This window comes from Dyella japonica DSM 16301 (assembly GCF_001010355.1).
Classification (GTDB): Bacteria; Pseudomonadota; Gammaproteobacteria; order Xanthomonadales; family Rhodanobacteraceae; genus Dyella; species Dyella japonica.
This window is the reverse complement of the sequence record NZ_JPLA01000049.1, coordinates 93,675-110,525: the sequence shown is the minus strand read 5'-3', so window position 1 is coordinate 110,525 and position 16,851 is coordinate 93,675. Positions and strand designations below refer to the sequence as shown.

Annotated in this window: 4 protein-coding genes; all 4 read right to left on the bottom strand. The window is 62.7% G+C overall.

The features are described from left to right. Positions 1-1,725: type II secretion system ATPase GspE (gene gspE / locus Y882_RS16455; protein WP_046973039.1), on the bottom strand; the 1,725-nt coding region annotated here is incomplete at its 3' end. Between the two features lie 236 nt (positions 1,726-1,961). Further along, complete coding sequence (locus tag Y882_RS16450) at positions 1,962-3,239, bottom strand: substrate-binding domain-containing protein (protein ID WP_046973022.1); 1,278 nt, start codon at positions 3,237-3,239, stop codon at positions 1,962-1,964. A gap of 257 nt (positions 3,240-3,496) precedes the next feature. Continuing rightward, complete coding sequence (locus Y882_RS20120; RefSeq protein WP_162207427.1) at positions 3,497-3,871, bottom strand: hypothetical protein; 375 nt, start codon at positions 3,869-3,871, stop codon at positions 3,497-3,499. A gap of 253 nt (positions 3,872-4,124) precedes the next feature. Beyond that, positions 4,125-16,703 carry a filamentous haemagglutinin family protein gene (locus Y882_RS16440; protein ID WP_156171532.1) on the bottom strand — a complete coding sequence of 4,193 codons (12,579 nt, stop codon included), beginning with the start codon at positions 16,701-16,703 and terminating at the stop codon, positions 4,125-4,127. Positions 16,704-16,851 lie beyond the last annotated feature (148 nt).

The window sequence follows — 16,851 nt, the reverse complement described above, 5'->3', positions numbered from 1 at the left end:
GCCTTCCTGCGTGACACGCAGCACCTCCTCAAGGGTGGTCACGCCCGCCACCGCCTTGGCGATGCCATCCTCGTACATGGTGCGCATGCCCTCAGCACGCGCGAGCTTCTCGATCTCGCCCGCATCAGCCCGCTGCATCACCATGCGACGCAGCGGGTCAGTCATCACCAGGAATTCCATGATGGCGCGACGGCCGCGATAACCCGTGGGATTGGCCGCGCTGGTGCCGGGCTTCCACAAGCGGATCGGACGCTCGCTGGTGTATTTGTGCAGTTCAAACTGCTCGATCACTTCGGGCAGCGCGTCATAGGGAATCGCCGTCTCCGGATCCAGGCGGCGCACCAGGCGCTGCGCCAGGATGCCGTTGACGGTGGAACCCAAGAGGTAATCCTCCACACCCATGTCGAGCAGGCGCGTGATGCCGCCGGCGGCACTATTGGTGTGCAACGTGGAGAGCACCAGATGGCCCGTGAGCGCCGACTGGATCGCGATCCGACACGTCTCCAGATCGCGCATTTCACCGATCATGATCACATCCGGATCCTGGCGCACGATGGACCGCAGCGCGCCGGCAAAATCCAGCCCAATCTGCGGTTTCACCTGGATCTGGTTGATGCCTTCGATCTGGTATTCCACCGGATCTTCGACGGTGATGATCTTCACGTCCGGCGTGTTGATTTGCGACAGCGCCGTATAGAGCGTCGTGGTTTTGCCGGAACCCGTGGGACCGGTCACCAGCAGGATGCCGTGCGGGCGCTCCAGCACATCGACGAAGCGCTGCTGGAAGTTGTCGGTAAAGCCCAGCGAGGCGAAGTCGAACACCACCGACTCGCGATCGAGGATACGCATCACCACCGACTCGCCGAAGCTGGTCGGCACCGTCGACACGCGCAGATCCAACTCCTTGCCCTGCACGCGCAACTGGATGCGGCCATCCTGCGGCAGGCGGCGCTCGGCGATATTGAGCTTGGCCATGATCTTCACGCGCGAAATCACCGCCGCGGTGGAATTGGACGGTGGCGCTTCCACTTCATGCAACACACCGTCGATGCGGTAACGCACCTTCAGGCGATTTTCGAACGGCTCGATATGCACGTCGGAGGCGCGCTGTTCGACGGCACGCTGAAGAATGAGATTCACCAGGCGGATCACCGGCGCCTCGGAAGCGAGATCGCGCAGATGTTCCACGTCGTCTTCCACGGCGGCGCTGCCGTCGAGGTTTTCCACGATGGTGCCCATCGCGGAACGACCGGTGCCGTAGTAGCGCTCGATCAGGTCGTCAATTTCCGAGCGCAGCCCGATACGCATCGCCACCGGCCGCCCGGCCGCCAGCTGGATCGCCTGCAACGGATACGGATCAGCGGGGTCGGAGACAACCAGGCCCAGCCCATCCTCACCCACGCGCACGGGCACCACATGCTGCTGCTTGAGAAAGCGCGCCGAGACGTCGAGCTCGGCCGGGGGCATATCCGGTGCGTCGCGCGCCGACAGCAGCGGCGTGTGCAGCAGATCCGACCACGCTTCGGCGAGATCGCGTTCGGACACCAAGCCAAGGCGAGCCATCAGCGCCGTGAGCGTGCCGTCGGGAGATTCCTCGTGCAGGCGACGGGCGCGCACAAGGTCCGTTTCCTTCAACCGGCCCCGCGAAAGCAGTTCGCGGAAGAGCAATGTCTCGTCCGCAGGCAAAACATCGTATTGAGTACGGGTAGCGGCCTGCGACGACATGATCCATCCATTACGCAGTGAACGATCGCAGGCTGCCATAGCACCATGACAGATTGCGTTTCCTGAGAACCCGTGAGGAAACCGCCTCCTCCACATGCAAAAGAACGAGGACGCTCACCGATCCGTGAACGTCCTCAAGAGCACTGCAAGAACCTCAACGCTCAAATCAATCACGGCAAAAAAGCGTGAGAGAAGGACAAGCCCTCTCCCACGCTTCACGGCAACAAAGACTTCAATTACATGCTGGCAACGCAGCCCGTCACGGCAGACTGGGAGAGACCAGCGTTCAGGAACGACAGGCCCGTACCGGAGCCGATCGTGAATACGTTGCTGGTGATGGTCGAGTTGTACGGAGCCCACAGCAGGTTCTGCACGGCCGAGGTATCGGCACCGTTGTGAGCGCTGTTGGCCAGGAAGTACGACACGGCGACGATCGGGTAGCCACTGGACGGCGCGGCGTACGACGAGGGATCGACCAGAGCGATGCACTGCGTGGTCGGAGCACCGGTCACAAGCGTCGACAGGGCGGACACGACCGGACGGCCGGTGTTCGCATTGGCGCCGTTGATCACGGAGTTGTAGACAACGCTCGAGCTCACATCCAGTGCGGCGTTGCCGAAGTCGTTGAACGGATCAAAACCGTTGACAGTGGCATACGCGGCACCCGGCGGCAGCGTGTTTGCGGCTTCGACGTAACCGATCGTGCCGTCCGTGGACGCAATGGTTGCCGCGACGGCCGGATTGCCGCTCTGGCCATTTGCACTGGCCGGCAGGCCGAACTTGCTGACCACCGTGGTGAAGGCCTGGTCGGTGACGAAATGCGAGGCAGTCGTGCCGCCGCACACGGCAGACAGATGGTTGCTGAAGCCGAAGGTGGTGCCGCTGCCGTCGGAACGGTAGACGATCTGGATGTTGCCCGTCAGGCTGTTATCGCCCGTGAGAGCCGCCCAGGTGGTGGTCTGACCGGAGAAGACCTTGCAGATCTGATCATCGGTCAAGTTCAGGGAGATCGGCTGGCCGTGGCTATCGCTCTTGTTGAAAGCAACGGCGATGGCGCCGCCCACGGCCGGGAACTGCACCGGGAAGCTGCCGCTGTGAACGGTGGTGTTGGCAACGTAGTTGTTGTAGTCGCCGAGGGCGAGCGGCGAATCCGCACCAGCAAAGTTCGGCTGGGCCAGATCCGAGCGACCCACCTGACCCGCACCGAAACCGGTCGGCGTCGGGCTGTCCGGGCAGGTGTTCTGCACGTTGTAGCTCGTGCCACTGATCGTGCCACCGGCGAGGATGTTCTTGCCGGCGCCGCTGCCGGTCTGGCAGTACGAGGTGGCCGAGTTGCCGGCCGCGGTGTATTCGCCGAGAAGCGAGCCCGGCTGCGGCGTCAGGAGGCGATGCGAAACGTCATCGCCGGTGTAGCCGATGGCAGGCAGCGTGGCGCCGCCACCCACGAGGGTACCGGCATGGGCGGTCGCAACAGCGGCCATGCTGAGAACCAGTGCACCCGCGAGCGTCTTCATGCGGGCATTTCCATTGAACCCGAAAATCATGACATTACCCCTTGGCATAAATACCTCCGGAATGGAGGCCTAATATCTTTTACGTGTCAGCAGTGACACCGCGATTAAGAATAGAAGTAGAAGAAAATTACGATCCGATTACCCGCGATCACTAAATCAATTAGACAATTTCGCATCGACATAAACGATGTCATGCATGTGATAGAGCGATGAATGCTTCGTGCATTGAAAATCACGACGCAAATCACACTTTTTGCTTATTCGATAAATTCGAAAATGATGGTCACCACTTCATGGTCGAGACCGGGCTTGGATGAAAGCTCGCTCAGGTCAACGCTATTCAATTCGCGCACCACACTGCGGATCGCGCCACGCCTGCCTTCCTGGCACCAGACACTGAGCAGTTGCACCAACGGCACGAGCGTATCGGCGGCGAGTTCTTCGGGCGCCGTGTCGGTCTTTCTGCGAAGACGGTTGCGCACCACGTAACTGGAACGCGCATGCCAGGCCACCATCGGATAATCAAGCAGCTGCCTGGAAAATGCCCGGCTGCATTGATTTACGAGCCTTTCCGCGAACTTGTCCTGATGCGCCTCAATGAGTTGCCTCAGCGCTTGCGAAAATGCAGCCAAACGACTGCCATCCCTGACTTCTCGAGGTATTTCCATGACCATCGGAATTAATGATACCTAGACGATATTCGAGTTCATTATTCAATCATCAGAACAAAGAACCCCGTTCGGCGTGCAGCAAGCATGCCGGGATCGTTGAATTCCAGTTTTCGGTGAATAGGGAATCAGCCGACGTCCATTCGTTGGTGCCCCTGCGGCGGCCGATGACGAGACTACATCCCGACCGCCGCTGGATACTGCCTTTGCAACCTTTTTATTCAGTGAGTCGCGCGCGTTCTTCCGCCGTCAACTGCTCCTTCGCGCGCATGCTGAGCTGCCCGGCGCCAAGCACCTGCACGGGACTATTGGGGTCGTAGCGACGACGGCGATCCCTGTCATCGATCGCGCCCGTGCCATCACCGAAGCCAAGCACTTGCACCGAAATCACCGAAGGCATCTTGTTGCGCGCATCGTCCTGCTGCTGCCTGCTGACGTCATCGACGGCCTTGTTGACCGCGTTTGCTGCGGCGCTCGCTGCATTGAGTGCGCCGATGTTGACGGAGGCCGCGACTGGCACGCCGATCTTTTCGCCCTGCACCTGGATGTTGTCGGCGTTGGCCACTCGTGCAGCGGCAACGATCAGGTTGCCCGATACGCGGATGCCTGCATCGCCCGCATCCACCGTGCCGCGTGGTGCAATCAGGTAGACGTTGCCTACGGGCGCGCCCGGAATCGTTTGCAACGTCGCGATGCCGGCGCCGCTCACCTGGCCGCGCGCGTCGATGCGACACCATGCGTCGATCGTGCACTGATAGCTCGGCGGCGAAATTTCCGCCGTGGTCTTGGCACCCTGGCCGGCATTGATGTCGCCGTTGGAGCTCCACATCACCAGGTTGCCGCCCTGCTCGGTGAAGATGCGGCTTTGCGCCAGCAACACGCTGCGATCGGTGAGGATGTTGATGTCGCCCTTTTCCAGCGTGATCACGCCCATGCTGTTGGGGCCGGCCACCACCTGGCCGTTCTTGGTGATGACAGGCGGTGCCGACGCACTGCCCAGCAAGGCCTGGCCACCCGGCCCAAGGATGGTGATGTTGCCGCCTTGCTGGGTCTGGATGGTGGAGCTGCGGATATCCAGGTCGCCGGTATCGACGGTCTGCGCCGCACCGTTGAGGCCACCCTGCCCGCTGCCGTTGGACGTGTATCCCAGCGATGCGGGGAACAGCGTGTCGATGGCGGTGTAACCACGGGCGTACTTGCCGAAGTACGGGCTGGCGGCGTCGTTATAGTCCGCGCCTACCTGCGCCAGGATCTTGAACAGGGTTTCGGAGACGAACTGGCGTTGCACATAGTCGGGTTGTTCGTTGAACAGTTCACGCGCCTGTTCGGACGTCAGCGTCACTGTCAACTTGTCCTGTGCAAAGCCGGTATCGATGACTTGGCCAGCCTCACGACGTTCCATGAAGTCCACGAGCTCTGGCATCAGGTTGATGCCATCGGTCGTTCCATCCAGATAGCTGGCGACAAAGCTGTTGACGGCCACACCGGGGCCGACCCCGTATAGCACGTTGATGTCCGCGCTGTCATGCGGCAGATAGGGGTTGATCTGGTTGCCAATGCTGTCGATGCCGGTGTACTTGTCGCCGTTGATGGTGGTTACAGCCGCGTTGATCGCCAAGTCGGCCTGACTGGTCAGCGGCCCGATGTTGCGTCCGGCCTGGATCTGGAAACTGCCGGGGCCGCTCAACAGAAGAGCGGGAGCAAGCACATAGGGGCCAGGGTCAGCTGCGTTAGAGATCAAGACGTTCGTGGTGATCTGCGTGTCGTAGATGTCGCGGCCTGCCACGATGCGGGTGACGTCGGCGTCCCTGAGCTGCTGCCCCGCAAAGGCTAGGTTCACGATATCCCTACCCGCGTACACCATCGCAGGCTTGTTGGGCAGTAGCAGCAGAGAGCGATAGGCCAGTCCGCCAGGCCCCGTAATGCCATTGATCAGGTCGCCCGCCAGCGCATAGATCCTGACCGGATCTGTCTCGTCCGCATGCAACGGATCAGCGGAATGCAGAAGGCTCGGATTCTGCCCGTAAAGGTAACCGTTTCTCCATAGACTGACGAAGTTCGACGAGCCGTTCGCGCCAAGAGGCTCCAGCGCCGAAGGCAGCGCGTCGGCGGGTGCATCGATCAGGCCGAAGCCGTAGGTCGACGGGCCGCTGTACTGCATGGTGTAGACCTGCTGGCTGAATTGCACGTTATCCGCGGCCAGCAGCGTCAGGTTGCCGGTTGCCGAGGGATACAGGGCACCTGCGCCACGAATGTCCACGTTGCCGCCCAGGGCCTGCAATGTGAGCGTGGACGGGAGGATCGAACCCGGATCGAAGCCAGGGTCTGTCCTTGCCTGCGCGTTGCCCGAATCGAACAGCATGCCAGGCATGCTGAGGCTGTCGAGCACCACATCGCCCTGCGAAGCGCTCAACTGGACCGACGAATCGGCACTATAGCTTTGCGAGTCAAAGTGCTTGGCAGGCAGGATTTGGCTGATTGCACTCGCGCTGCCAGGACTCCCTCGAGTTCCGGCGAGATACGACGGGTTATAGACACCGCCGATGTCCGCACCCAACCGCGCCTGCACATCGAATTGCGCATCCTGCAAGGCGAGCAGTGTCGAGACGTCGCTGGAAAGGCCGCCGTAATTGAAATTGGTCGACGGCACGGTGTAGCTGAAGTCGCTGCCGATGCGACCACCCGCCTGAATATTGCCAGTGCCCTTGGCAACGAAATACGTGCCGCTGAGAATGTCGCCACCCGCCGCCACGTTGAGGTTGCCGCCACCAAGCGTCGTGATGCCGGTCTTGTCCGCGTTGGCATACCAGGTGGTGGGCAAGGACACCGACAACTGGCTGATATCGCCGCCTGCCGTCACCGACACGTTGCCCCCCACGCTCATCACGCCCTGGCCGAAATCGGCAAAGTTGATCGACGAGGCGCTGCCGTCGGCCGCATTGGCCGTCTGCATCCACTGCCACCAGTACTGCGAAATGTTGGAGCCCTTTGCTCCCTTCGTCACGTTGCCGGTGGCATCGACAACATCCTGGATGGCATTGATGTCGCCCCTGGCGGCAAGGTTGAGATCACCACCTTGCACCGGGCTCACCTGGCCCGTGCTCAGCATGTCCGGCAAGTTCATGTCGAGCGTCGGCGCCAGCCAATACGGGCGGATCACTGAGACATTGGTGTTCACAGTCGTACCGTCGGCCGGCACGCCCGCGGTGTACACGACCGCGGGCGAACTGATATCGAGCCAGTCGATGTCGCCACCCGAGGCGATATCGATCGAACCGCTGCCCGTGCGCACGGTGGTCGGCAGCAGCATGGTCTTGCCGTTGAAAGCACCGGTCGGGTTGGTCGGCGGCGTCAGGCTGTCCACCACGCTGAAATGACCGTCGAACGTGACGTTACCCGCACCGGCCGTGGTGGCAAGCGGATCGACCGCGTTCGCATCCGCGCCAGCGATGAAGCGATAGGACGTGCTGGAACCTCCGAGCAACGTCGCCGAGGCCAGCGACGCAGGACTGCCCAGCGAAGGCATGTTCGACGGGCTGTTGTTCGCGGCGCTTGCCGGAACATCGATGGTGGTCGGGGTGCCGCCGCCGGATGACGCGGCATCGGATGCCGGTGCAAATGGTGCATAGAACAGCTGCACGCCAGTTGCCGATGTGCCAACGCGCTGAAAGATATAGGTGTAGTAAGCCTTGTGACCGGTGATGTAAGAAGCGTAGTCGGTGGTGTAGTCGGCGTAATCGGCATCCGTCGGCAGCAACAGCGGCGATGGCGTCGTGCTGCGCTTGGCGATGGGTGACGAGGCGAAGTTGGCTTGCAGCCAGCTCTGGTAGGCCGTTACGTACGCAGCATAGGTGGTGTAGGCCGTGGGCTGCGGCGCCACCAGCGTCGTTGGCGAATAGGCTAGGAAGTAACGGCTTGCCGTGTTGTTGATGAAATTGAAGTCAAACGACCAGGTACCGGTCGTGCCCTTGCCGATATCGCCAAGGTACGCCTCGTAGTTGGTGTAATAGTTCGCCGACTGCGCGGACAACGGTGCCTGTATCGCCTGGTAATACGGATCGCTTGTGATGCTGATCGTGCCACCGCCCGGCGTCGCACCCTGCGCCGCCGTACCCGCCCTCAGGTTGATCGTGCCGTTCCAGATGTTGTTCGCATCCAGGTATTGCTGGGTGGATTGATACGTCGACAGCGCGTCGCCGTAGCCATTGTCGGAAACCGGCGGAGCCGGCGGCGGCGGCGGATTGGCCAGCGTCGCGCCGTTGTTCTGCTGGTAGAAGCCGTCGGTGATGCTGGCCTCGACATCCAGATCCCCTGCGGCACGCACCGTAAGAATGGGAGCGAGCCCCTGGTAGCGATAGGCAAGCACGATGCTGCCATCGGACTGCGTGGTACCCGCACCCAGGTTCCAGTTGGTGAGCACGGCAATCTTGCCCTGCTGCGCACCATCGGCCGGATTGTCCAGTTCGATGCCGGGACGCAACTGCACATTCGCGATGCCCGCGAAACGATCGCCGAAACTGTAACCCGGCTGCTGCACATAACTCATCAGCGTGCCGGCGCCCTTGCTTGCGTCGCCGTCGACGTAGCCGTAGAAACCGGCGTGATCGGTGTTGACCTGATCCGGGATGAAGTAATCGTTCTGCAGGTATTGCTTGAGCTGGTCGGCGCTGGTGGGTGCCGGCAAGATCTTGCCGTTGGCGTCGGCCCAGGTGCCCGCCATCATGGTCGGCGCACCGCTTTGCGGATTGTTGTTGTACCAACCCGCCGGATCGATGATGCCGTCGAAATGCTGGTAGCCCGTGGTGGTGTCCTTGGTGCTCCACGTCGCATACGGCTCGATGGTGACGACGCGCGCGCCCTTGATCGAGGAAGCGTTGTCGACAGCGATATTCACGTCGCCATCGCTGAGCAAGGGCGCACGCATGCTAACGGAGCCACCTGAGAAAGCATCGGTCGAGCCGCCGGACACATCGATCACCGCCTGGCTGCCCACATGGATATAGCCCGAGGCGGAAGGATCGACGTTTTCGTAACCGTAGGTGACGTTGTAGCTGTTGTCGGTCGGCATGCCGCTGGTGCCAAGGGTGACCGTGCCGCCGCGCTGCGACGGAATGCTGCTGGTCGCGACCAGGCTGCCTTCGATGTCCACGCCCTTGTTGCCGAACAGCGAAATGTTGCTGCCCGACGGGCCGCCTGCGTTGACGGTGCCATCGATCAGCACCTGGCCGCCGGCCGCATCGCTGCCGTTGGCGCTCAGGTAGACGCGCTGCGCGGCCAGCGTATGACCGGCGGAGAGTTCGAGATTGCCCGCATTCGTGCTGACCTGGAACAAACCGGTGGCGCCTGCGTTGGCAGCGATATCCACCAAGGCATCGAGATCGACCGCATCGTTGCTGCCCAGGGTGAAATAACCTGTGCGGTAACCGCTGTTGGCGCCGCCCGACAAGGCGCCACCGAACGTCGCTTGCGTACCCGCCTGGACGGTCAGGCTGCCCGCGTCACCACCTGCGCTGGCACCGGAGAAATCGACGGACGAACCCTGCGCGAAATTCACCGCGCCATGATCGGAAGTGACCGTGAGCGCACCACCCGGCGCATACGTGGTGGTGTCGTAGAAGGTCTTGTTGATGCCCGCCGTCGAGAGCTTGCCGCCACTACCCAGGACAACGTCGCCGCTGGTGGCCTCGATGGTGAGGTTGCCCGCGGGCGCCGCCACGTTGGTGTTGATGGAAACGGAGGCGCCCGTCAGTTGCAGCGCGCCGCCCATGGCGTCCGTGGGTGTTACGCCTGCCGTGCCCGCCACCTCGAAGGCACCCGTAGTGGTCAGCGATGTATCGGCGGCGTTGTCCGCCAGCAACCACGGCGTGGTGAGATGGACGTCCAGCGCGCCGAAGTCGAAGGTACCGCTGCCCTGCCCCTTCATGCCCTGGCTGGCCGTGGCGGCGAAGGCGCCAAAACCGCTGAGCCCCGTGTTGCCGTTGCCGAAATCCAGCTCGTTCGCGTGGATGGAAAGTTGTCCGTTGCCGGACGAGAACGTGCCATTGCTGGCGCCAAGATCGTTTGACAGGCTCAGGCGATTGGCCTGGATGTTCACCGTGCCGCCATCGCTGGTGAACGCACCACCACTGAGGCTCAGGTCGTTGGGAAGATCGATGTCCACGTCGCCGTAGAAACCGATGTTGCCGCGGCTGCGCAAGGTCAGGCTCTGCGTATTGCCCAGCTGGCCCAGCGTCGCGGCGCCGATCACGAAACCGCCGGTGCCCGGCACTACCGATGCGTCGCTTCCTACGAACGACACCTGATTGCTGTAGCTGTCGATCGCCTGCGCAGACAATGCCGCCGTGACGTCCACCGAGGTGGCGCCCGTGGCGTCGAGCGTCAGGGCACTGCCACCATTCACATGCGCTCCGGCACCGATGGTGAGCTGGCCTACGCCGGCCGTCGAGGTGTCGTTGCGCACCACGCTGGCGGCGCCATTCTGCGAGACGCGCAGCAACGCGCCGTCGCCATCGATCGCTGCGATCGCATTACCGCTGGCATCCGTGCCGGCGACCTGGCCGAAGATCAACGGAACGCTCGTGGTACCCGTGCCATTGCCCGTGGCGGAGAGGGCACTGCCATTCTCCAGCACGACGCCCCGTGCCCCCGGATGGCCGGCGCCATTGGCCGTCAACAGGATCTCCGGCCCCTGCAAGGGATGCGCCGCATCGTTGGCGAGCACCACGCTGTCGGCCGAGGCGGTGACCTGATAGCCACCATCGGTGAACTGACGCGAACCACCGAGCAACAGGCTGCCGGCGCCAAGTGCATTGAGGCCGTCCACCGACAACACGAGATAGCCGTCATCGCCGGCCTGACCCGCGTCGACGATGTCGATGGCCTTGGCCGAAATATCCACCAGCGAACCGCGGCCCCCCGTCGTGGGCGTCGCCGTCAACGTCGCGCCAAGGTTGAGTGTCTCCGTGGCCGCCAGTGCGACGCGTCCCGCATCGGCCACCGACGGCGGCGCGATCAACCCGCTCTTGGACGCGAGGTTGGCAAAGTAGGTATCGGCATCGGTCAGCGTGTATTGCGAGTACTGCTGCCACACCGGTGCGGACTGAAGCAGGAAGGTGGTGCTGCGCGCCGCGCGTGCGCCGGTGAGGCTGTCGGCAAAATAACCGTTGACGCTCAGCGTTCCGTCGTTCTGCACGGCACTGCGGCCGAGCACGGTGTCGACCGCGCTGGTGTCCTGCACCACGCGATAAGCACCGGGCAGCGTCGCATACTGAGCCGGCAGCAACGTGTAGTAGCCCGCCGGCAGCCCCGGCGCGCCCGACAGGTAAACCTGCTGACCGACCATCGGCGCGGCATTGCCCAGCTTGTCGAACGCTGCATCGTGCGGCGCAACCGGCGAGGAATAACCTGGCAGAATCGCGTAGATCGCACGACCGTCCGCGTACTGCGGCACCTGCACGCCCGCAGTGCTGTTTGCATAGCTGATCTGGGACTGCGCGAGCGCGTCGCGCGTGCCGCCCGTGCCAGCCAGCCATTCGGACGCCTGCAGGTGGCCGCCACCGGAAAGATCGATGCCTGCGCCCGCATCCAAAGACAGCGTGGCTCCGTTGATTTCGATCTGCTTGGCCGGTGCCGCCGTGAGATCGGCGGAGGTGACGCCCGGAGCCCCGTCGTAGCGCCACTCGACACCATCCACTGTCGTGCCGAATGGAACGGTTTGGCCATCCAGCGAAACGGACGTCAGACTGCCCGGCGCGAGATGCACGGATTGCGTGATGCCCAGCGGATACTGCGCAGGATCGATGCCGAACGCAGCAGCCTGCGCCGTGGGATCGCTCACGCCCAGCACCAGCGTACCCGACGGCACGCGCAGGGTGCCGCCCTGTTCAATGTGATCCGCACTGATCAGCAATCCGCCGCCTGCCGACAGCGGCGCCGTGCTGCTGCCGTTGGGCAGGAACGCCACCGTGGTGGACAGCGCCTGGCCCGAAGCATCCTTGAGGCCGGACGCATTCGCGTCGACGACGAACCGGTAATCGGTGGCGGGGTAGACCTGCGCTGCCTGGAACTGCAGGTTGCCCGTCGTGAACAACAGACCGGCCTTTTCGCCGACATTCGAATAGGCCTGGAGCGGAGGTGCATAGAAACGGATGTCGCCGCTCGACGTGAAGTCGGCGTTCGCCCAACGCTGCAGGTTGAGCCAGCCGCCCAGATCGATGAAATCGGCGTTGACGCGGAGCGTGCCGTCGCCTGCCAGTGCCACCGGGGCACCTGACGACGTCGCAACATTGGCATCCACGATCTGCGTACCCGTGATGCTGACGTACGGCGCGTTTATCTGAACGTTGCCGTTGCCGCTCGTGAAGCCAGCATCGGAAGCAAGCGTGGTTGATCCGTCGGGAAGCGCCTGCAACGCTGTTACATTGGCGGTGAACGAGCGACCGAGCGAGAGCTTGACGTCGCCTGCGAACGCCAATGGGACAATAGTCTGCCTGCCGCCCGCTCCCGTGGAGGGGTCAGGCCCAATCGTGAGCGAAGTGATCCCGGAGTCGATGAGTCGATCGGCCGCAAAATGCAGCACGCCAGAGGGTGCGCCGTTCTCCACCGGGCTGTCTGGCGTCCATGCTTCCGGAACCAGATTGCCCGACTGCTGGAACACGATGGCCGTGGCCGCAGGGGCCGGCGACTTCGAGTTATTGCGGGTAAGCGCGATGATGGTGAGGTTGCCCCCCTCCGCCTCTGGCGCACCGCCATGGGCCTGCAGGGTGCTGTCGACATACATGCCTGCCGCCGCAGCGAGATTGATGTTGCCCGCGTCGCTCCACACCGGTGACGACAGATACTGCGTCGTGGAGCCCAGCGCGCCACTGCCGACGGGCAGGTCGAACCGGTCGGACGTGCCCGAGACATTGATCTCGCTTCCCGCCTGCGCGACCAAGTAAGCGTCTTCGCCGGTGAGGGAAACCGTGCCGCCATCCAGCACGACGCCCGTGCGTGGCACGCGCTGGCTGAGCTGTCCGGTCGACGGATCCACCGCCGTCACGGCGCCAGCCCAGGGATTGATCAGCGAAACGCCCGATGCGTCCAGCACGGCGCCCGATCCCAGCCAGACCTCCGGATTGACCACGGGCCAATTGTTGGCGCGCTTGAGGTTATTGGTCGAGATCGCGATGGAACCGCCGGGCGCATCAATCTGCCCCAACACGGTGGTTGCCTGCGACCCGGCCAGCGCTACGTCGCCACCGGCATCGGTGGTGATGCTCGCGCCAAGTCCCATCGTCACCGAGCCGCTCACGCCCGCGTAAACGGGCGCGGGCAACGGTGTGGGAAGATTGCTATTCCAATCGAGATAGCTGCCGGCGCTCAGCGAAAAGCCTGGCCCATGGCCGCCCGACGTATCGCGTGTCTCGTAGCGGTGATAGGCGTCCAGCGTGCCTATCGACGCGTAGATGCCGTCAGGATGCGTGGCGTCTGTCGCATAGAGATCGGTGCCGGTGGGTGCGACCAGAAGTGTCTGGTAGTTCGGCAGTAGGTTGTCGCGAGTGACATGAATCTGCGCACCCGGCGCGATGATGCCATCGGTGATTGCCGTCAATGCGTAGTTGTCGAATCCCTTGCCGCTGAAGAACGACGGATCAAGGTACAAGCCATTCGGCAAGGGTACAGCGGCGGGATCGCCGCCAATGGTGATGGATGCCGCGCCAAGACTCAGCGTACCGCCACCACTGAAACCATCGCCCAGGATCGTGCCATCGAGAACCAGCGAGCCACTGTCCAGAGATGCAGGCGCGTGAGAGTTGGTGAACACATCACTCCCATCGACCTTCGCATACGTAGTCAGCGACACGTCACCACCATGCCCCACAGGCACGCCCTGGTTCAGCTCGACCTGATTGTCCGGCTTGACGTAGCCACCGCCGGAAACATCCAGCGTGCTGCCGGCCTGCAGGATGATGGAGCCTGTACCGTCGCTGCTTCCGTCTTGACCAGCAGCCGCTTGCTGCGTTTGAAGCGAAATGGATCCGCCGTCGATGTAGCGGTCGCCGATCAGCGCATCGGCGGGCTTGCCGCCATCGTTCACCCACAAGCCCCGCGTACTGAGGAGAGCACCGCTACCGATAGTGATGTTGCCGTCGTCAGTTACGTCGGGATCGATCTGGAGGCCCTGCGGCAAACCGGCAAAGTTGCGCGGCCCGGTCGACGTGATCGAAATGGATCCAGCAGGTGCGCTCAGCGTGCCGAAGACGTCGATATGCGAGCCGGTCAGTGAAATGCTTCCACCTGGCATCACGCCGAGCTGCGTACCGGCCTGCTCGACGATCTGCCCGTTTCCGCTTCCGTCGATGCTGAAATGCGAAAAGCCGCCGTTGCGCACCATGTCTGCCGACACGGGAACCCAGTAACGCAGGTTCTGATCATTGGAGGTATCGGCGGGCTGAGAAGACAGCACGTCGTCCCAGGACGTCTGCGCGCCAAAATCGGGAACGCGATCTTCCAGCAGCAATGTCGACTGTTGGAGCAGGATCCCGCTGGCGTAGTTGGTGCGCTGATAGTAGGCACTGTAGTTCGACGAAAGATCGAAGCTGCCGCCGTCCGGCTGCTTGCCCTGCCCCACCTGATCACGGCCAGCGAATGCCTGTGCCGTGATCTCACCATCCAATGCCAACGCGCCGGCAGTCTTCACGCTGAGCGAACCCGCGTCGCTGCCGACAATGAAGCCCGGATCCCAACGCCCCACGCCGGCAAGCAATGGATTTAGGTAGTTCTCGTTGATGCCCCAACGCGCGTGATCGACATTGAAATCTCCGGCAAAACCCACGTAATCCATATTGGGGTCGGCGCTGGAGATGTTGTAAATCCGCCCATTGGCGCCAAGCAGATTCGGCGTGGTGACCCAACCCGGCTGGTAGGCGACATAGCCACCATCGAGATTGAGCTGAGCACCACTGCGAACGATGACTTCCTGACCATTGAGCGAAATGTCGCCGCCCTTGATCATCATCTGCAGGATGTCGCGCGGCACGTTCTGCACGTAACCGGCCACGTTGAGGATGGGGCTGCCCACCCAGTCCAGGCCGTCTGCCCGCGTGCCGCTTTGCGTGCTGTCGACCAATACATTCTTCTGCGTGTAGAGGAAGCTGTTCCTCAACAGCGGCGAGTCGGCCAGTTCGTTCTGGCCGACGCGTGGCACGCTGACTAGTAGGGCCGACATGGGCAGGCCGACGTTGGCAAGACCAGAGACATCTACCACGGCACCGTCGTCGACATAGATACGTCCGGCGGTGGCACGGGGGTCAATGGTGTCCTGTGCAGCGGTTATCGAAAGATTCGCACTCGGCGCTTCCAGCAGCGATCCCGACTGCAGCGTCACCATACCTCCCGCCAGCGAAATACTGCTTCCCTTGAACGCTGCATCCGCAGCCGCCGTTGAGGATGTCGTGCCGCCATCTTTCTCTGGAAGAATCGCGGTGACCGAACCGGGACCGAGCACCAACGAACCGTGAGCTTGATAGGTCGTACCCGAGAGTGTGCGGTTGGTTCCGTCACCCGCCTCGAGATCGATGCTGCCCGGATAGCTGATGCTGGTTGAGGCCAGGGCCACTCCGGACTGATTCACGTTATAGCCAAGCATCTGTACTTGGCCACGTCGCGCCTGCATGAGACCTGTATTGGTCGCGGTGGTCGGCACATGTGAAGCGCCCAGCCCGCCGCCACCCATGTTGATCACCTGAAGCCCACCGGTGCTACTCCCTTGGTTGGCATTGCCGAACTGCGTACCAGCCGCCAGTATCGCCTGTCCATCGTCCGCGATGATCGAGCCTGCATTGGACACGTTGGGTGCAGCGATCAATGCAAAGCCCTGCTTGCCGGTCGTGATCGAAGCACCCTTCTCGACCACGACATCATGATTGCGGCCATCGGTGAAGATGCCGTCGAACAGAAATCCACCGATCGTCGAAGCGCTATTGATACCCCCACTCAAGAACGCCGCATTGCTTGCCGTCACATCGCTACTGAACAGATTCAGCGACGACGCCAGCAACGACCCCGTATTCACCTGACTCCCCGCACCAAACAAGATGCCGTTGCGGTTGAGCAGGTACACCGTGCCCTCGGCCTTGATCTGACCAAAGATCTGGCTGGGCTTGTCGGTGGGATCGGTAATGCGGTTGAGCGCGATCCAGTTGTTGCTCTTGTCCGACTGGGTGCCGCCGCTCTGGTTGAAATAGAGCGTGGTGTTGCGGCCGATGTTGAAGCTGTCCCAGGTGAGGATGGCTTTCTGCGCCGTCTGTTTTACCTCGACGGTGGTCTTGCCGCCAGCGACCGCTTGCGTCGGCGCGTTGGCGTTCTGCCAGAGCAAGGGATTGCCGGCGACGCCTGCGGCCACTTGCAGGCCGCCCGCAGTGATGCCGTCGGGTACGGGCGAGGTCAGCGACTGCGCGGCCTGCTGTGCGGCCTGTTGCGCGCTGATCTGCGCGGCGACGGCGGCGGCGGCGTTGTTGAGGTTGGCGATGGACTGCTGCACCACGCGCTGCTGCAGCAGCTGACCGGAGGTTTGCGCGGCAAGCCCGCTGGTGTCCGGCAGGTTGCCGTTGGCGGCGCCGGCGTTGGGCGTGGGTGTCGTATTGGCGTTGCGCTGCCCGGCGAGCCAGGCCTGGCTCAGCGGCGGCGCGCCGGCATGCGCGTGCATGGCGCTCATCGCCAGTGCGGCGGCAATCCATTGCGCCAGGGGGCGTCGGCCAGGTATGGCGCGCGACGATGGGGTGGAAACTTGTTGCGACCTGACCGGCTTGCTCACGAGAACCTTATCCTTGTCGATGCATGGCTGCTGGCGTTCGCGTGTCTGACGCGACGAGACCCTCTTCCCTCTCGGAAAGCCCCGCTCAAATACGCCGCATGTCGGAAGTAAAGACGTCCCCCATGTGGCGGGACTGAACCGTTGTCAC

What these genes read in the sequence shown, in the direction of transcription:
- Y882_RS16450 (WP_046973022.1), bottom strand. Translation starts at nt 3,239, where the DNA reads ATGAAGACGCTCGCGGGTGCACTGGTTCTCAGCATGGCCGCTGTTGCG.